This is a genomic window from Sphingomonas paeninsulae (genome assembly GCF_003660165.1).
Classification (GTDB): domain Bacteria; phylum Pseudomonadota; class Alphaproteobacteria; order Sphingomonadales; family Sphingomonadaceae; genus Sphingomonas_O; species Sphingomonas_O paeninsulae.
Genome location: NZ_CP032829.1, coordinates 690,388 through 708,186 on the forward strand (window position 1 = coordinate 690,388; position 17,799 = coordinate 708,186).

General features: G+C 58.8%; 21 protein-coding genes. 13 read left to right on the forward strand and 8 right to left on the reverse strand.

Annotated features, from left to right (window positions below; translation table 11 throughout):
• The first annotated feature begins 59 nt into the window (after positions 1-59).
• From D3Y57_RS20170 to D3Y57_RS08755, 8 genes are all read left to right on the forward strand, one after another.
• Positions 60-215: a hypothetical protein gene (locus tag D3Y57_RS20170; RefSeq protein WP_162986983.1), complete on the forward strand. Its 156-nt coding sequence runs from the start codon at positions 60-62 to the stop codon at positions 213-215.
• Positions 216-1,574: a putative O-glycosylation ligase, exosortase A system-associated gene (locus D3Y57_RS08725; RefSeq protein ID WP_121152661.1), complete on the forward strand. Its 1,359-nt coding sequence runs from the start codon at positions 216-218 to the stop codon at positions 1,572-1,574.
• 69 nt (positions 1,575-1,643) lie between these two features.
• Positions 1,644-2,636 (forward strand): DNA topoisomerase IB, encoded by a 993-nt coding sequence (locus D3Y57_RS08730; protein WP_239026057.1) that lies wholly within the window; start codon positions 1,644-1,646, stop codon positions 2,634-2,636.
• On the forward strand, positions 2,636-3,742 hold the full coding sequence (locus D3Y57_RS08735) for a mechanosensitive ion channel family protein (RefSeq protein ID WP_121152662.1): 1,107 nt from the start codon (positions 2,636-2,638) through the stop codon (positions 3,740-3,742). The genes D3Y57_RS08730 and D3Y57_RS08735 overlap by 1 nt, the downstream gene beginning before the upstream one ends.
• 98 nt (positions 3,743-3,840) lie before the next feature.
• On the forward strand, positions 3,841-4,299 hold the full coding sequence (locus D3Y57_RS08740) for a MaoC family dehydratase (protein ID WP_121152663.1): 459 nt from the start codon (positions 3,841-3,843) through the stop codon (positions 4,297-4,299).
• Between the two features lie 41 nt (positions 4,300-4,340).
• Positions 4,341-5,519, forward strand: a complete 1,179-nt coding sequence (locus tag D3Y57_RS08745) for an acetyl-CoA C-acyltransferase (protein WP_121152664.1) — start codon at positions 4,341-4,343, stop codon at positions 5,517-5,519.
• A 93-nt stretch (positions 5,520-5,612) separates the two neighbouring features.
• Positions 5,613-6,110 carry a pyridoxamine 5'-phosphate oxidase family protein gene (locus D3Y57_RS08750; RefSeq protein ID WP_121155656.1) on the forward strand — a complete coding sequence of 166 codons (498 nt, stop codon included), beginning with the start codon at positions 5,613-5,615 and terminating at the stop codon, positions 6,108-6,110.
• A 91-nt stretch (positions 6,111-6,201) separates the two neighbouring features.
• Positions 6,202-8,040 carry an ABC transporter transmembrane domain-containing protein gene (locus tag D3Y57_RS08755; protein ID WP_121152665.1) on the forward strand — a complete coding sequence of 613 codons (1,839 nt, stop codon included), beginning with the start codon at positions 6,202-6,204 and terminating at the stop codon, positions 8,038-8,040.
• 319 nt (positions 8,041-8,359) lie between these two features.
• Here the strand turns inward: D3Y57_RS08755 and D3Y57_RS08760 are convergent, their stop codons facing one another.
• The 5 genes from D3Y57_RS08760 to D3Y57_RS21350 all read right to left on the reverse strand — a co-directional run bounded on the left by D3Y57_RS08760 (position 8,360) and on the right by D3Y57_RS21350 (position 10,990).
• Positions 8,360-8,791 (reverse strand): ExbD/TolR family protein, encoded by a 432-nt coding sequence (locus tag D3Y57_RS08760; protein ID WP_121152666.1) that lies wholly within the window; start codon positions 8,789-8,791, stop codon positions 8,360-8,362.
• A 37-nt stretch (positions 8,792-8,828) separates the two neighbouring features.
• A complete protein-coding gene (locus D3Y57_RS08765; protein ID WP_121152667.1) occupies positions 8,829-9,302 on the reverse strand; it encodes an ExbD/TolR family protein in 474 nt (157 codons plus the stop codon).
• A 96-nt stretch (positions 9,303-9,398) separates the two neighbouring features.
• Positions 9,399-10,187, reverse strand: a complete 789-nt coding sequence (locus D3Y57_RS08770; protein ID WP_121152668.1) for a MotA/TolQ/ExbB proton channel family protein — start codon at positions 10,185-10,187, stop codon at positions 9,399-9,401.
• A gap of 66 nt (positions 10,188-10,253) precedes the next feature.
• Positions 10,254-10,508 (reverse strand): energy transducer TonB, encoded by a 255-nt coding sequence (locus D3Y57_RS21345; protein ID WP_239026001.1) that lies wholly within the window; start codon positions 10,506-10,508, stop codon positions 10,254-10,256.
• A gap of 32 nt (positions 10,509-10,540) precedes the next feature.
• The gene (locus D3Y57_RS21350; RefSeq protein WP_347400417.1) at positions 10,541-10,990 is read right to left on the reverse strand and encodes a hypothetical protein; all 450 of its coding nucleotides are present in this window, start codon (positions 10,988-10,990) and stop codon (positions 10,541-10,543) included.
• Positions 10,991-11,133: 143 nt separating this feature from the next.
• On the opposite strand from D3Y57_RS21350, the gene D3Y57_RS08780 reads away from it, so the two are divergent.
• The gene (locus tag D3Y57_RS08780) at positions 11,134-11,988 is read left to right on the forward strand and encodes a hypothetical protein (RefSeq protein WP_239026002.1); all 855 of its coding nucleotides are present in this window, start codon (positions 11,134-11,136) and stop codon (positions 11,986-11,988) included.
• Here the strand turns inward: D3Y57_RS08780 and D3Y57_RS08785 are convergent.
• Positions 11,985-12,701, reverse strand: a complete 717-nt coding sequence (locus D3Y57_RS08785) for an SDR family oxidoreductase (RefSeq protein ID WP_121152669.1) — start codon at positions 12,699-12,701, stop codon at positions 11,985-11,987. The two genes, D3Y57_RS08780 and D3Y57_RS08785, sit on opposite strands and share 4 nt — an antisense overlap.
• A gap of 13 nt (positions 12,702-12,714) precedes the next feature.
• A complete protein-coding gene (locus D3Y57_RS08790; RefSeq protein WP_121152670.1) occupies positions 12,715-13,086 on the reverse strand; it encodes a dihydroneopterin aldolase in 372 nt (123 codons plus the stop codon).
• A gap of 81 nt (positions 13,087-13,167) precedes the next feature.
• Here D3Y57_RS08790 and D3Y57_RS08795 point away from each other — a divergent pair, with 81 nt between their 5' ends.
• The 4 genes from D3Y57_RS08795 (at position 13,168) to D3Y57_RS08810 (ending at position 16,020) form a co-directional block, all read left to right on the forward strand.
• Positions 13,168-13,674, forward strand: coding sequence for a GNAT family N-acetyltransferase (locus D3Y57_RS08795; RefSeq protein WP_121152671.1), 507 nt, complete (start codon positions 13,168-13,170; stop codon positions 13,672-13,674).
• A gap of 29 nt (positions 13,675-13,703) precedes the next feature.
• A complete protein-coding gene (locus tag D3Y57_RS08800; protein ID WP_121152672.1) occupies positions 13,704-14,273 on the forward strand; it encodes a DUF1285 domain-containing protein in 570 nt (189 codons plus the stop codon).
• A 68-nt stretch (positions 14,274-14,341) separates the two neighbouring features.
• Positions 14,342-14,851 carry a CoA pyrophosphatase gene (locus tag D3Y57_RS08805; protein ID WP_121155660.1) on the forward strand — a complete coding sequence of 170 codons (510 nt, stop codon included), beginning with the start codon at positions 14,342-14,344 and terminating at the stop codon, positions 14,849-14,851.
• Positions 14,848-16,020: a CCA tRNA nucleotidyltransferase gene (locus D3Y57_RS08810; protein ID WP_121152673.1), complete on the forward strand. Its 1,173-nt coding sequence runs from the start codon at positions 14,848-14,850 to the stop codon at positions 16,018-16,020. Before D3Y57_RS08805 ends, D3Y57_RS08810 begins: the two co-directional genes overlap by 4 nt.
• Here D3Y57_RS08810 and D3Y57_RS08815 read toward each other — a convergent pair.
• The gene (locus D3Y57_RS08815) at positions 16,013-17,770 is read right to left on the reverse strand and encodes a putative bifunctional diguanylate cyclase/phosphodiesterase (protein WP_239026003.1); all 1,758 of its coding nucleotides are present in this window, start codon (positions 17,768-17,770) and stop codon (positions 16,013-16,015) included. The genes D3Y57_RS08810 and D3Y57_RS08815 overlap by 8 nt on opposite strands.
• Positions 17,771-17,799: the final 29 nt, after the last annotated feature.

Here is a 17,799-nt window from a genome sequence, read left to right on the forward strand (position 1 = left end):
CGTCCTGCCACATCGGGCTTAATGCCGCGTCAACTGCATTGTTCTAGGGGCAGTTTGCAATGATCGACAATTTCTCCCTTGGTTTGACCCATCTGCTGCTATTATACGCAGCGTGGAAGCTGATGGCGCGACCCGATCTGGACCGCGAAGTGCGGGCGGAAATCAAGGATCAGCCCGCACCCGAATCTAAATTGCGCGGCTGGGGCAAACGATAGATGCGCGATCTCGCTTTTGTGGGGTTTCTGCTGGCGCTGATCGGCATGGGGTTCAGGCGGCCGTTCCTGTTCGTGCTCGCCTATGTCTATGTCGATATCGTTTCACCACAACGTCTGACCTATATTCTGTTGAACAGCGTTCCGATTTCGCTGATCCTCGTCTCCCTTGCGGTCGGGTCTTGGGCGCTGTTCGACGACAAGCGCGACACACGCGTTACGCCGCGACAAGTGATGTTGCTGATGCTGCTGGTTTATTGTGGGATCACGACGACTCAGGCCGATTTTCCGCTGGAGGCAGCAGACAAGTGGAGCTGGGTTTGGAAGGCACTGGCCTTTGCGATCTTCCTGCCGCTCACGCTGCGCACAAGGCTGCGCATCGAATCGCTGGTGCTGTTCATGGTACTGTCCGCAGCGTCGATCATCATTGTCGGCGGTATCAAAACAGCGGCGGGCGGCGGCGGCTATGGCTCGCTGAACCTGATGATGGACAGCAACAGCGGCCTTTATGAAGGCAGCATCCTGTCCACCGTCGCGATTGCGATCATCCCGCTGATCGCGTGGCTGGCGCGATACGGCACGATTTATGTGCCCGACTGGCGCGTCAGACTGTTTGCCGCGGCGTTGATCTTTGCCTGCCTGCTGATCCCTGTCGGAACACAGGCGCGGACGGGGTTGATTTGTATCGGCGTGTTGGGCGTGACGTTCCTGCGCCAGACCAAACGTCGGGTGCTTTATCTGGGTGGATTGGCTGCGGTGGCGCTGGTCGCGATCCCCATGTTGCCCGCCAGTTTCACGACGCGGATGAATACGATTCAGGGATATCAGGCCGATTCTTCCGCTTCGACGCGGATCGCGGTTTGGCAGTGGACGCTGGGTTATGTGAAGGACCACCCATATGGCGGCGGGTTCGAAGCCTATCGCCAGAACAAATTGCGCATCGTCAAACATGCGACGGTGACGACGGGTGAGCAGCAGGACGTGTCGAGCATCGTCGAATATGATCAGGCGCGCGCCTATCACTCGGCCTATTTTGAAATGCTGGGCGAACAGGGGTATCCGGGTCTGGTGCTGTGGCTGGTCATTCACCTGAGCGGACTGTTCCGGATGGAAGTTCTGCGCACACGTTATCGCAAGAGTCAGGAGGATGGCTGGATCGCAAGTCTGGCGATCGCACTGCAACAGGGGCATTTGATCTACCTGATCGGATCGCTGTTCGTCGGCATTGCGTTTCAGCCGTTCGTTTACATGCTCGTCGGGTTGCAAATCGGACTCGACACTTATGCGGCGCGGCGCGCGAAGGAGGCCCAATCCCAACCCGGCTTTGGCTCGGTTAGAAAGGCTGTGCCTCAGCCATCGTGATTGCCCCAAAGGGAACGAAGTAAGGCGGGCGCTGGTTTTGCAATCGTGAACAGCGACCAAGGCCCAGCGATGATTTGTTATGTCGATCCAGAACTGCCCGGCATCACCCGTAAGAAAATGCGGCACGGCTGGGGATATTGGGATGCGAAGGGCGTGCGGATCACCGACCGCGATGAGATCGACCGGCTGAACAAGGTCGCGCTGCCGCCCGCCTATCGCGACGCATGGTTTTGCCCATCGCCGGAGGGGCATATTCAAGCGATCGGTTATGACGCGCGGGGTCGCAAACAATATCGCTATCACACCGGGTTTCGCGCGGCGCAGGATGCCGCGAAATACGACAAATGTTCGGCATTCGGACGGGCGCTGCCGCTGCTGCGTGCTCGCGTAGAGCGCGATCTGGCGGGCAAGGCGACCGACCGTGACACCGTGATTGCCGCCGTGGTCCGGTTGCTCGACATCGGCCATCTGCGCGTCGGTAACGAAGCCTATGCGCAATCGAACAAGAGCTTTGGCGCGACGACGCTGCGCAATCGGCACGTCAAGGTCGCCGGGCAAAGGCTGAACCTGCAATATCGTGCGAAGTCGGGCGTTATGCGCAAACTGACAATCACCGACCGGGGGCTGAGCCGCGTGGTGCGCCGCGTGCAGGATCTGCCGGGCCAGCAACTGTTCCAGTATCGCGATGACGCCGGCGAAATTCACAGCGTCGGTTCGGCGGAGGTCAACGCCTATATCCGCGACGCAATGGGTGACGATTTCACCGCCAAACATTTCCGGACTTGGAGTGCCAGCGTAATCGCACTCGAACACGTAGAGATCGCCGCGTCGTCGGGGATAAAGATCAAACTGGCCGAGCTTTTGGAACCGGTTGCGGCGGCGCTGGGGAATACGCCAACCATTGCGCGCAAATCCTATGTGCATCCTTATGTTTTAGAACGTGCGTCGACATCATCCGAGGCGCTGGTGCTGCCTCGAAAGACCCGCTGGCTCTCGCCGGCCGAGCGCGCGCTCATCGAGTTGCTTGACGCCGGGGCGAAGGCGGTATCCAAGGCGGCCTGATGAATAACAGCATGGAAACGACACCACCGCTCGACGAGCGGGTTACCCATCTTTGGGACGACAGCTTTGCCTGGATTACCGGGCACAGCGTTCAGATCGGGCTTGCCGCCATTTTTGGAGCGGTCATCGTTGCGCTGCTTTATGGCGCAAAAATTCTGGGTGAGCGACTGTGTCGCAGCGACCCCACCCATAGCCGCTGGCAATCGGTTATCGGCAAGGCACTGGCGACGACGCGGGTCTGGTTCATGGTCGCGGTCGCAGCGCAAATCGTTGCGACCTATGCCCATGCACCCTCCGATCTGGCGCACACGATCTATTTCCTGTTCGTGATTGCAGCGACCCTGCAAGCCGCAATCTTTGCCCGCGAACTGATCCTTGGCAGTATTGAACACCGTGCCAGCGGACACGAAACACTGGGCAGCGCGATCACGATTATCCGGGTGCTGGTTACGGCGGCGGTGTTTTCCATTGCGATTGTCCTCATTCTCTCCAATCTGGGCGTCAACGTTACCGGGCTTGTCGCGGGACTTGGCGTTGGTGGTATCGCCATCGGTCTGGCGGCACAGGGTATATTCAAGGATTTGTTTGCCGCGCTGGCGATCCTGTTCGACCGTCCGTTCCGCGTCGGTGAAACGATCCGGTTCGGCGATGCGACGGGTTCGGTCGAGGCGATCGGCCTGAAAACCACGCGCGTGCGATCGGTCGATGGCGAACAGATCATCATGTCGAACAACAAGCTGCTCGATATGCAGATCCGCAATATGCATGGCATTCCCGAACGCCGTGTCGTGCTGTCGCTGCCCATTCACTATGCCACTCCGGCAGCACAACTGGGGGCGCTTCCCGATATGCTGAAGGCTGCTGTCGAAGCTGTGCTGAACTGTCGTTTCGACCACGCGTGGCTCAACAGTTTCGCCGATAATGCGATTAAGGTCGAACTTATATTCCATGTGACAAAGGGTGCCGCCGAAGCCCGCGACGTCGCGCGCCATGCCGTGATGACAGGCGCCGTCGAGGCGCTGCAAAAGGCGAATATTGCGTTCAGTTATCAGGCAACAATTGCCGATCCGAACGCCGTTGCCGAAGAGCAAAATACCCCAATTTGATTCGTTCGAACGGTTTCGGGAAAATGCGACGTTGCGGAAACCGTGGGTTTTGACTCGAGCAATCGAGCGGTCTTAATGCCTCCTTTTGAGGACCATGAATGGCAATCGTCACCGCCGAAGAAATGGGGGCCCTGACTGGTCAAATAATCGGCGTGTCCGACTGGCTGACCATCGATCAGGCAATGATCGACCGCTTTGCCGATGCGACGGGCGATCACCAGTTTATCCATGTCGATCCGGGGCGCGCCGCACAGACGGAATTTGGCGGCACGATCGCTCATGGATTCCTGATGCTGTCGCTCCTCCCGTTACTGTCGACGACGGCCGATCTGCCTGAGCTTGCAGGCGTCAAGCACGGGCTGAATTATGGTGGCAACAGATGTCGGTTCCTTGCCCCGGTCAGATCGGGAAAGCGCGTGCGGGGACATATCAAACTGATCGAGTTCGTCGAAAAGCACCCCGGCCAATTCCAGCAGACGATCGAATTTTCGTTAGAGATTGAGGACGGGGATAAACCGGCACTCATCGCGGAATGGATCACCCAAGTCATAGTCTGACCCGAGACACAGATCGCAATATACTTCGAAGGAGCCTGAAAATGCGCGAAGCCCTCATCATATCCACTGCCAGAACTGCCATCGGCCGCGCCTATCGCGGCGGGTTCAATGCCACGCCGTCGCCAACGCTGGGGGCATATTCGATCAAGGCCGCAGTCGAACGCGCCGGAATCGACCCTGCGGAAGTCGATGATGTTGTTTTCGGCTGCGCGCTTCAGCAGGGCCATCAGGCCGGCAATATCGCGCGCACATCGCTCCTCCGTGCAGGCTTGCCAGTCACCGTATCAGGCATGTCGCTCGATCGCCAATGCTCGTCGGGCCTGATGGCAATCGCGACGGCCGCCAAGCAGATCATCACCGACAATATGGACATCACGATCGGAGGCGGTGTCGAATCCATCTCGCTGGTCCAGACACCGCAGATGCGCGTTGCTCCCGATCCAGAGCTGCTAAAAATGCACAAGGACGTCTATATGCCGATGCTGCAGACGGCGGAGGTTGTCGCCAAACGCTATGGCATCAGCCGCGACGCGATGGACGAATATGCGCTCCAGTCGCAGCAGCGCACGGCGGCGGCTCAGGCGGCGGGCTATTTCGACAAGGAAATTGTATCGGTCACCGCGAACATGGCCATCGTTAACAAGGAGACCAAGGAGGTCACCTATAAGGAGGTGACGATCGCCAGGGACGAGGGCAATCGACCGGAAACAACACTTGAGGGGCTGAAGGCGCTGCCGCCGGTCCTCGGCCCCGACATGACGATCACTGCGGGCAATGCCAGCCAGTTGTCCGACGGTTCGTCTTCGTCGGTGTTGATGGAAGCAAAGCTGGTCGAACAGCGCGGACTGACGCCACTTGGTCGCTATGTCGGCATGGCGGTCGGCGGCACCGAACCCGATGAAATGGGCATCGGTCCGGTAGTGGCAATTCCGAAACTACTCAAGCGTTTCAACCTGACGATGGACGACATCGGTCTGTGGGAATTGAACGAGGCATTTGCCGTTCAGGTGCTTTATTGCCGCGATAAACTCGGCATCCCGAACGACCTGCTGAACGTCAGCGGGGGCGCGATTTCGATCGGACATCCTTACGGTATGACCGGCGCGCGTGCGACCGGCCATGCGCTGATCGAGGGCAAGCGGCGCGGCGCGAAATACGTCGTCGTCACCATGTGCGTCGGCGGCGGCATGGGAGCCGCTGGGCTGTTTGAAGTTCTGTAAAACGCGCAACAGTTTTCCCCGCTCCACAACGTGGGCGGGGGAACAGCTTTCCGTCCCATCGGTTTTGTTTTCGTAGTCAACGGAGACGATGTGATGGCAGACGATGCAGCTACCCATGATGCGAAAATCAAAGCCAAGTTCTGGAAAGCTTTGAAGTCGGACCGGACGATGTTCCTGGGGCTGGCAGAAGGTGAAGACGGCCATGCGCGCCCGATGACGGCGCAAACTGAGCACGACGACGGTGGGCCAATCTGGTTTTTCGCCTCCACCGACGACCACCTTTATACCTCAGTCGGACAAAGTGCGCGGGCGATGGCGCATTTCGTGTCGAAGGGGCACGATGTGTGGGCAACTGTTCACGGCAAACTGACGACATCGATCGACCGTGCGACCATCGACCGGTTGTGGAATCCGTATGTGGCCGCATGGTACGAAGGAAAGGATGATCCGAAGATCGCGCTGATCCGCCTCGATCCCGAACGGGCCGAAATCTGGATCGACGCATCCAGCATCGTTGCCGGCATCAAGATGATGGTCGGAATCGACCCCAAGAAAGATTACAAGGACAAGATGGCTGAGGTTATCCTGTAAAATTGGCTAACGTTCTGCCTTGCTCGGTCGGGCGGGCAGAACGACCTTCTTGCCAGTTGAGACGATCCCTCAACGCTGCTAGGCGCAGCGCATGGCAGAACTCCCCAAAGCGACGAACAGCCGCAATCTCGGTAACCTCAGCGTCGTTTGGCATTTTGCCCTTCAATACCCATGGCGAATAGCCGGAGCCTGCCTTGCGCTTTTGGTAGCGGCGGCGGCAACGCTGGCGATCCCCGCGGGCTTTCAGCAAGTCATCGATCAGGGATTTGGCGGCCACACCGGTCCCACGCCTTTACGCTCACCAATGCTCATCGTGCTGCAAAGTTCGCTCGGCAGATACCTTGATGGCGGGATCAATTTCTGGTTCGAGCTGCTGCTGTTGACCGTCATTGTGCTGGCGCTGGCAACGGCGACGCGCTTTTATTTCGTATCGTGGCTTGGTGAACGCGTTATCGCCGATCTCCGCGCGGCTGTGCTTCGCAATCTGGTCACTCTGTCGCCCAGTTTCTTCGAGGAGAACCGTCCGTCCGAAATCGCATCGAGGCTGACTGCGGATACTTCGATCATCGAACAGATCGTGGGAACCACGGTATCGGTGGCGTTACGCAATCTCGTGATCGGCATTGGCGGAATCGGCTATCTGTTCACCGTGGCACCACGATTGACGGGAATGCTGCTGATCGGAATTCCGGTCATTATTCTGCCCATCGTCATTCTCGGTCGCCGTCTTCAGGCAATATCGCGGCAGAGCCAGGATCGCATTGCCGACGTCGGGTCGGTTGCCTCCGAAACACTTGGCGCGATGAAAGTCGTTCAGGCATTCGGTCAGGAACAGCGCGAGATCGAGCGGTTCAGCAATGCCGTTGAAAACACATTTTCGACCGCGCAACGACGGATTGCGCTTCGTTCGGTAATGACGGCGGTCATCATCACGCTGATCTTCGGGTCGATTACCACTGTCATGTGGCAGGGTGCGCTCGATGTGGTGGCGGGTCGGCTGACCGGTGGCAGCATAGCGGCGTTCGTATTGACTGGCGGACTGGTCGCGGGTGCTTTCGGTGCGCTGACGGAGGTTTATGGCGACCTGTTGCGAGGTTCTGCCGCCGCCGGGCGTCTGGCCGAACTGTTAAACGAACGACCCACAATTGCTGCACCGGCATTTCCACTCCCTATGCCCGAAAACGCGCAGGGCCGTGTTTCTTTCGAACATGTGACCTTTCGTTATCCGACCCGCCCGGAAGTCAGCGCGCTCAGCGATTTCTCGCTTGATATTGCACCGGGCGAAACCGTGGCAGTTGTGGGCCCCTCGGGCGCAGGCAAGACGACATTGTTCCAGCTTATCCAGCGGTTTTACGATCCGGCGTCGGGCAAGGTTTGCGTCGATGGCGTTGCCCTGCAACTGACCGACCCTGCGCAAGTGCGCGCGCGCATTGCTATGGTCCCACAAGAGACTGTCATCTTCGCTGCCAGCGCGCGCGACAATTTGCGTTATGGACGCTGGGATTCGAGCGACGACGCACTGTGGGATGCCGCCGAAGCTGCCAACGCCGCCGAATTCCTGCGCAAACTGCCCGATGGCCTCGACACGTTCATGGGCGAAGGCGGAGCCCGCCTTTCCGGCGGCCAGCGCCAGCGTCTGGCGATTGCACGCGCCATCTTGCGGAATGCCCCCATCCTGTTGCTCGACGAAGCTACATCCGCGCTGGATGCGGAAAGCGAGCGGCTGGTGCAGGACGCGCTCGACCGGCTGATGACCAACCGGACGACCATCGTAATCGCGCACCGTCTGGCGACCGTCCGCGCGGCGGATCGGATTATCGTGATGAGCGATGGCAAGATCGTCGAAGAGGGCAATCACGAATCGCTGAGCCGTTCGGACGGTCTTTATGCGCGGCTGGCGCGGCTGCAGTTTGAGGGCATGGCGGCCTAATACCTCACGCTGCGAATAGTGGTTTTGTAACTCTACAACATGGAGCGGAGGACTCTCGGAGCATGGTTGCCCGTGCGAGGTCCGAGGCGCAGCGAAGCCACGTTATTAAGTATCATCCTCTCATCGTCACCCTGAACTTGGTTCAGGGTCCATCGGTCTACCAGCAAGTTCGGTTCCGCTAGAGATATGGACCCTACCGACGAAATTGACGGGGCGGCTCCGCTCCGCGTACCTGGGTTCTGCATCCCGGAAGCACAAACCCTGAGGGCACAAAAAAAGGCGCGCCGTTTCCGACGCGCCTTCAATCTGGATCGGTGAGTTACTTGGCGAACTGAGCGTATTGCTCGTTACCAACGAAGCCCATCTTGGTGATCTTCGAACGCTTGATCTCCGCGAACACGCGATCGGCGACGTCGTAGCGCGACTGCGGGTCAGGCTGGACGTGAAGCTCTGGTTCGGGAACCATATCCTTCGTGCGACCGAGATAATCGCGCAGGGTCGCCATATCGATTGCCGTCGCATTCCACAGGATCGTTCCAGCAGGATCGATCGACAGCTTATTGACCACGGGGTCGATCGGCGGCTTCGGCTGGTTCGGATTATTCGCCGGAAGATCGATCTTCACGGCGTGCGTCTGGATCGGGATCGTGATGATAAGCATGACGAGGAGAACGAGCATGACGTCGATCAACGGCGTCGTGTTCATTTCCATCATCGGCTCGTCGTCGTTACCGCCGGTACTCATTGCCATCGGGCAAACTCCTCAAAATCGAATATCGGACCCGCGATCAGGCGCCGTTCGGTGGCGGCTCGGAAATGAAGCCGACCTTGGTGAAACCGGCCATCTGGAAGTTATAGATCGGTCCGGCGATGCAGCGCCATGGCGTGTTGATATCGCCACGGATGTGCGCCTCTGGCAGTTCGAGGCCGGGAGCGTTTACGCCGCCCTGACGTTCGATCTCGTCCTTCAACTTCTTGACGGCACGATCCAGCAACTCGCTCGAATCCACTCGGGTTTGACCCCAGTAAACCTCACAAGCTCCTGTAGAGCTTGCCTTGATCGACAGCGAAACATTCTCAGGCTTCGTCGTCGTAGGGTCGAACCTGACCTTTGGCAGTTCCAGTGGAACCTTCTGAACGATTGCCGGAATCGTGATCAAAAAGATGATCAGCATGACCAACATGACATCGACCAGCGGTGTCGTGTTGATGTCCGACATCGGTTGGTCTTCGGTGTCGCCCTCACCTACACTCATTGACATAAATCAGTCCTGTCCCATTTCGGGTATCAGGGGGGCAATCCGGCCCCCGTCACATTAGTACAGCATTCCGACGGCCCTTAATTGGGCCGAGCGGTCTTAGGCCTTGATTGGCGCAGATGCTGGCTTGGCAGGAGCGATTGGCTTGGCTGCAATCCGTGCTGTCGTAGCAGGCTTAACCGCGCCGCCCGAAGCCATCCAGCCATGAACGTCGTTGGTGAACGTGCCGAGAGCTTCCGAGATCGACTTGTTGCGGCTCTGCAACCAGTTGTACGCAAGCACGGCAGGAACGGCGACGGCAAGACCGATAGCGGTCATGATCAGTGCTTCACCCACTGGGCCGGCAACGGTGTCGATCGACGCCTGACCGGCAGTACCGATGTTCAGCAGAGCGCCGAGAATACCGATAACCGTACCGAACAGACCGATAAACGGAGCAGTCGAACCCGTCGTGGCGAGAAACGCCAGACCGGACTTCAGCTTCGAATCGATGGCAGCACGTGTGCGGGCCAGCGACATCTGGGTCCAGTCATGGGAATCAACCGGATCGGTCAGCAACGTGTGCTGTTCCTGAGCGCGGATACCGTCGTCGACGATCTGGCGATAAGCACTATCCTTATCGAGCTTCGAAGCGGCTTCCTTGAGGCTGGTCGAATTCCAGAATGCGGCGCGAACCTTTTTGCCCTCGTTGATGATCTTCTGCTGCTCCCAAAGCTTGGCGAACAGGATGTACAGCGACACCATGAACATGAACACGAGAATGAGGAAAACGCCCCATGTCAGCGCGCCACCCTGCCTAAGAGCGGCTACCAGGCCGAATTTCGATTCGTGGGAGCCGGCGGCTTCGCCTGCAGCGACCTGACCGGCTGCGATGATCTGGATCAACATGTTTCGTTTATTCCCTTGATAGATTGTTCGTTTGAAATCGGTTGGGCACGATGCCCATGCGCTAAGTTATTTCGGAATGACCCACTTGAAGCGGCCAGGATAAACGCCGCCGGTCGCATTGCCGGCAGAATCCTTTCCGGGATTGAAGCGCGCACGACGCGTCAAAAGCCTGCAGGTGGTGTCGTCCAGTTGTGACGATCCGCTCGATTGCGTGACCGAACAGCCAGTGACACGACCGTCCGGGCCGATTTCAAGCCGATATCCGGTCGTTCCCTCTGCGCCTTCACGAAGGGCAGACGGTGGATAGTCGTCGGTCGACATCAGACTTTGAAAGTTACCGCGCGGCGTAAGCTTTACCGCTGCCGGGGTGGCGGCGGGGGCGGTGCCGGACGTGGTGGCTCAGGCGTCGGAATAAAGACCGGTGGTGGGGTTGCCACGGTCGTAATCAGCGGCGGAGCCGTATTCGTCCGAACAATCGGCGGAGGCGAAACCACTGGCGGAGGCGGCAGCACCGTTTTTGGGGGCGGTGGCGGCAGCTTTTCCGGTGGCGGAGGCGGCTCCTCGATATCGATAACTTTCAGCTCTTCCGCTGTCTTCTTTATGCGCTCATAATTCACAGCAACGAGCAGATAGAGGATCAGCGCAGTGACCAAGCCAACGATCACCATTGATCCCAGCTTGCTCGAATCCATTCCATGTTTGTCGGTATATGCCATCCGGCTCGAACACTCCTCAAACAGGCCATAAGAGTTGCTGCCGCCGGTCTGCCGACCGGAAAATCCAACAACCCATCCTGCCTTCACATTGTTTCTTAATCTGGCAGACGGGGAAACACTATCGCCACGACCTGTGTCGCGCAATCCGCTTTTGCCAGCAATCCGACGTTAAGGAAGGACAGTTGCGGGACAAAAGTGTTACAAAACACATAATTTAAAGGAACGAGTGCATGTTTGGTTCCCCGAAAGATGTTTGTAAGGCGGCCGCGCAGGCCATTGCGATTATCGCGATCAACCCCATGGAAATATCTTTTTCCCAGCCAGTTCAAACGGTTATGACAAACTCGTCGGGAGAGTTGCATTACGCGGATGTGGTCGACCTTTACGGCGCAGCTCCTGTTGCGCTGCGTGCACGCATTAAAAGCGCAACGCGGATCAAAGATGCGGTCTTACCTGCGGGAATCAACAGATTTTACATCGAAGCTGACGTTATTGCACTTATTCGAGGGCCGGGTGTTCCGCCGCACTTGACTTACATAGTCGATCTTCCGCTCGATTCGCGTGGCCGCGTCCCGAAATTAAAGGGTGCCGACGTGCTGGTCGCGGCGCTTCCTGTACGAGATCGGCCCGGCGAGCTTCAGCTTACAGCCCGCGACGCACAGATGATGTGGACCGCTTCACTGGATGCGCAAGTGCGATCGGTCATCACCGCCGTCCTTGCTCCCGATGCTGCACCGGTCGTTACCGGCGTCGGCAGCGCATTCCATGTGGCCGGCTCGATCCCGGGCGAAGGCGAAACTCAGATATTCCTCACGACTGCGAACGGTGCGCCGGTTTCGCTCAGCATCCTGCGTCGGCCGGGGCAGGAACCACGCTGGGCGCTTGCATTGGGCGAAATCGTCGATGAGGCTGCCGGACCGCCCGCGAAAGACACGTTGCCCTGGTATCGGCTGGCCTGTTTCCTGCCACACACGCTGCCCGATGCGGCGGTAACTGAACTGGCTGCCGCCGATGCCAACGCTGCGCGGGAGGATTATGCCTTTGTCATCGCACGGTTGGGCGTCTGCGAACGAACGCGGCGTTAGAGAAAAACGAAATCGCGATCGAAACTTTTCAGGCTCGCACCGCCATCGACGAATATCGTCTGTCCGGTGACCGACAATGCACCCGACAGATAGGCCACCGCCGCGGCAATTTCGTCGGGCTGCGACAGACGCTTTAACGGCATGGCATCGGTCAGACGGGCCATTTTCGCGTCGTCATAGTCAGCGGTCGGCAACGTTAGGCCCGGAGCAACGGCATTGATCCGCCAGCGCGGAGCCAGCGCCGCGGCCAGCGTTCGCGTTGCTCCTGCGAGAGCGGTCTTTGACAGCGTATAGGCAAGCTGATCGCCATTTGGGTTTTGAATACGCTGATCAAGTATGTTGATTACGCTGCCGGTAGCATGGGTCCGCGACAAAGCCAGCGCCAGAAGCACCGGAGCCGCAGCATTTACAGCATGATGTCCTGCAAGTGATGCGGGAGTCATACTGGCAACATCGTCCCATTCGAATCGCGACGCATTGTTGACGAGCAGCGTTGGCGGCGTTCCGAAATGCGATGAAACGGCATCGATAAGCAGATCGGCGGCATCTGGATCGGCTAAATCAGCAACAAAGCCATGCGCGCCGGGATATACGGCTTCGTCAGCAATCTCGTGATGGCTGTGCAGGGCCAGAGTCCAGCCGTCGGCAGCAAGGCGCTTGGCGATTGCGGCACCGACACGCCGTTTGCCGCCAGTAACGAGTGCCAGTTTCATCGTGCTGTCCTCCCTACTTGCGGTATCGCACGCGACGTATTCCGATTGATTCACTTTCCTCGGCAATAGCCAGCTTAACGATCCGCACTTCGACTCGCGCGATACGGGGGTCGGGGATCATCAAAGTGTCGATGATATGATCGGCAACAGCCTCGACCAGAACGAAATGGATGTCCGATGGCAGAGCGGTGGTGGCCGCGCGTTTCAGGTCCATATAATTTTTTGATGCCGACAATGGCGTGTCCGGTGCGAAACAATCCATCACATCAAGATCGACGATGACAGATATGCGCAACGGCTGAGGCAGGTGCGTCTCTTCCGAATAAATCCCGGTCAGAACCGGAACTTCGAGATCGAGGACTTCGAGCTGGAGCAAATCGTTCATCAGCGCCGCCTAGACACCGTGCGCCCGGATGAAAAGGCCGTGCGAGCAAACGACACTTCCAATCGCAGAAAACGCCGCTAAGTGCCCGCGACCCATGACGTTAAATATCACCCCCTGTCGCTGGCCGACTCTGCCGCTGTTGAATCCCTGCTGGACGACGCGTTCGGTCTCGATCGTCATAGTCGCACCGCGTACCGAATCCGTGAAGGAATGTCGGTGATTCCGGCGCTGAGTTTCGCCGCATTCGATGGCAAGACACTCATTGGTACGTTGCAAAGCTGGCCGGCGGCTCTCGACACCCTGCCAATGGTGCTGGTCGGCCCCGTCGCGGTCGTGCCCGGTCTGCAACGCGGCGGCATTGGACGCGCGATGATGACAGCTCTGGTGGAAACAAAAGCGCGCGACCCCTTGGTAATGATCGGCGACCCCGAATATTATGGGCGATTCTTTGGCTTCAGTGCCGACGCGACTCAGGGCTGGACGGTGCCGGGGCCGGTCGAACAACGACGGCTGCTGTGCCGGTACGATGGCGTGCTGCCAGCCACCGGTCTCCTTGGACCCCGCGTCGCTGCACTCGCGCCTTTGTAATAATTGGGGTCAACGCCTAGATCGATGCAATGCCGATGGACCCCCTGCCCGACCTCTCCACAATGAGCCTGACCGATATTGCAAAAGCGCTAAGCGAAAAGCGCCTGCCGCCGGTGGATCAGTGGCACCCGACACATTGTGGCGACAGCGACATGAGGATCGCGCGGGACGGCACCTGGTATCATCAGGGATCACCGATCGGGCGAGAAGCAATGGTGCGGCTGTTCTCGACAATCCTGCGACGTGAGGCGGATGGCAGTTACGTGCTTGTGACGCCGGGCGAAAAGCTCGACATTCTGGTCGAGGATGCCCCATTCGTCGCGGTCGAGGTCAAGAGCGAAGGTTCGGGAAAGCATCGCAAGCTGGCGTTTCGGCTCAATACCGGCGACTTTGTCGTTGCAGGTGCCGAAAACGCGCTGCGGTTTGAAACGAAGGCCGACGGCCCGCACCCTTATCTGCAAGTACGCGGTGGCATGGAGGCTCTGATAGCACGATCGGTCTATTACGAACTGGCCAATCTGGCGCTGGACGAGACCGAGGACAAAGAACCGGTTGGCCTGTGGAGTAACGGTTTTTATTTTGCGATGTCCGAAGCGTGAATCTGGCGGCGAGACTAAGGCTGAAGCTGGAAGCGACCGCGGGAATTTCTGCGCCTTTCGCTAATGATATGCGGGGAAAAAGCGCGGGAACCGGCATGGCGGCGGCAGTGTTGATTGCGGTGACCGATCGCCCTGAGCCGGGACTGATCCTGACGCTACGCCCCGAAACGATGCGACGGCACGCGGGGCAAATCGCGTTTCCGGGGGGACGTGTCGATCCCGAAGATGCTGACGAAATCGCGGCCGCCCTGCGCGAAGCCCAGGAAGAGGTTGCATTGCCACCCTCTGCGGTCGAGATCGTCGGGACGATGGGACTATATCAAACGGGAACGGGTTTCGACATCGTACCGGTGCTGGGTGTGATTGCGCCCGATCTGGTACTGGTTCCGCATGATGCCGAGGTTGCAGCGGTGTTCGAAGTGCCGCTCAATTTCGTTCTGGACCCGGCAAATCTTGTCGAACAGCACGCAACGATCGACGGGATAGAGCGTCGCTATCTACAGATCACATGGGGCGAACGCCGGATTTGGGGCGCTACTGCGGCAATGCTCGCAAATCTTGCGGCGCGGCTGCGATGAGGGGCGCGCTTCCCGACGCCGAATGGCGACACCGTGCCGGACTGGACGACCTCATCGCAACGCTTGGCGATACGGCACGCTATGTTGGCGGGGCCGTACGCGACGGGCTGCTCGGGGTGCCGGTCAGTGACATCGACATGGCGACAACGTTGCGGCCCGAACAAGTCATCGAGCGGCTGAATGCAGCCGGTATAAAGGCCGTTCCAACGGGGATTGCACATGGAACGATTACGGCGGTCACCGCTGGCGGGCCAGTCGAGATCACGACGTTGCGGCGTGATGTCTCAACCAATGGGCGCCACGCGACGGTGGCCTATACCGGTGACTGGCAGCAGGACGCGGCGCGACGCGATTTCACGATCAATGCCCTGTCGGCGGATTTACTGACCGGGCAAGTGTACGACTGGTTCGACGGGTGTGCAGACCTCGAACTCGGAGTGGTCCGTTTCATCGGAGAGCCGCTCGCCCGCATTGCTGAGGATCATCTTCGGATATTACGCTTCTTTCGTTTTCACGCGCGGTTCGGACAAGGTGAGCCCGATGCTGCGGCATATGATGCGTGCGCGCTTCGGGCGAACGACCTGATGGCACTGTCGCGTGAACGGATCGCGGATGAGTTGATAAAACTGCTGGCGGTGGCAAATCCGGTTCCGGCGGTCGAGCTGATGCTGACGCGTCAGATACTAAAGCCCGTGCTGCCCGAGATCGAGGACGCGGCCATGCTCGCGCGGCTGATCCTGCGGGAAGCTGAGTTCAACCTGCCCCCCAATGCAATACGTCGGCTGGCCGCGTTGATCGGAGCACGTCCACAAGCTGCCACTGAAATCGCCAAGCGATTGCGACTGTCGAACGCGAAATCGCGGCGGCTGGTCATGGCCTGTACCAGTGATAATGCCCAACCCATTGCGGCGCTGGCCTATCGGATAGGCGTGGAGAGTGCAGTCGATAGATTGCTGATCGGTCAGGGCGTAGCGGGTGACTTCGCCGCGCTTTCGCACTGGCGCAAACCCAAACTGCCCATTTCGGGCGGCGCGCTGATTTCGCGCGGCGTCGAATCGGGACCAGAGGTTTCACGAACGTTGGCACGGATCGAGGAAATGTGGATCATGGCGGGGTTTCCGACTGGAGCGGCGTTCGATGTAATCGTCGACGGCGCGTTACCTAGCTAAGCGAGTCCAGCGCGAATTTCAGGGCCGCTCCACTTTCGAGAGCGGGAGCGTAAAAGAACCCCTGCCCCGTCGTACAACCGAGCGCCGCCAGCGTCTGCGCAAGTTCGCGCGATTCTATACCCTCGGCAGTCGTCGTCATCCCCAGCGCCTGAGCGAGACTGAGGATTGCGCGCACGATCGCAACCTTGTCGGGATCACCGAGCATACCGGTGATGAAGCTGCGGTCGATCTTCAACGTGTCGATCGGCAGCTTCTGAAGACTGGCAAGATTTGAAAAGCCGGTGCCGAAATCATCCATCGCCAACATGGCATCAACTGATTTCAGCGCATCAAGCGTGCGACCGGCGCGGTCGGGATCGGCTACGATTGCGCTTTCGGTAAGTTCGACTGACAGCCGATACCCCGACAGGTGGTAATCCCGCAGCGCGCCGCCGACCAGTCCGGCGATATCGTCGCGCGCGACCTGGATCGCAGACAGGTTCACACCGACATACAGCGGCAAAACGCGGTGCGCTTCCTCATCCCAGCTTTTTAACGTCGCCAGTGCGCGGTTCAATGCCCAACGACCCAGTGGCACGATCAGGCCCGATTCCTCGGCAACGGCAATGAATTCGGCCGGCTGTATGATGCCGAGATCGGGGTGATTCCACCGCGCCAATGCCTCGAACCCTGCTATCCGGCCGGTATCGAGCGACATCAGCGGCTGAAATGCCATGTCCAGCGATTCGCATTCGATGGCGCGCCGTAATTCGGTTTCCAGCGTGAATCGTCGATTGGACGCGGCAAGCGCGGCAGGCTGATACATTTCGACCCGTTGCGTGCGCTTGGCTTCATTCAGCGCGATCTGCGCGTGCCGCACCAATTTTTCGGCATCGACGCCGCTTTCGGCAGCGAGCGCGCAACCGATCGCGCAGTCTACCTTGATTTCAAAGTCGGACAATTTGCAAGGACGCGCCAATACCTCACCGACGCGGCGGGCGACATGGAGCACGTCGCCCGGTCCATCGATCAGGCGCACGACCATCGCGAATTCATTGGCACCTGTCCGCGCCAGAAGATCATATCCACGCAGTGTCGAAAGCAGGCGGCGTGCCACTGTAATGATGAGTTCGTCGCCACCCAGGGATCCGACACATTCGTTAACGCGGCTAAATCGCGCCAGATCGACCACCATCACGGCATAGTTTTCGCTACCGTCGTCGGCCATGCGCGTTTCGAGGTGTTCGACAAATCCGGCCCGATTCATCAAGCCGGTCAAGCTGTCCGTCAGCATTTCGAGCCGCAGCGACTTTTCGGTCTGCACTTCGCTCGTGCGATCGAGCAGCGTGACCAATACCCGCGCATCTGCACGATCGCTGGCGCAAAGAGGAGCAACCGAAACTGTGAAATGCCGTCCGTCGATTATGCCGCCATCGCGCCAGTCGAACTGCTTTGCCGCAGCATCGCCGTTCATGACCTCCACGATCTCATCAGCGCAACCGACACCATCAAGAATGTGTTCCCGCCCCGAAACCCGCTGTCGGTCAAGGCGTTTCCATGCGGTGTTCGCGGCGTGGATTTCGAGATCGCCATCATGCAAAGCAAGGACTGCTGCAGCAATTGGCAATGCTTCGAGATACGTCTGTCGGATCGCGATGTAAGCCGGCGTTTCGTTGACGATATCTGCGATATTCGAGACACGGCCGACCAATATTCCCGAAACAGGGGAGCGGGTGCGCATCGCCATGCGCGCCTTGGCAGCAATATCCATATCACTGGCTTAATCGAGGATAGTTAAGG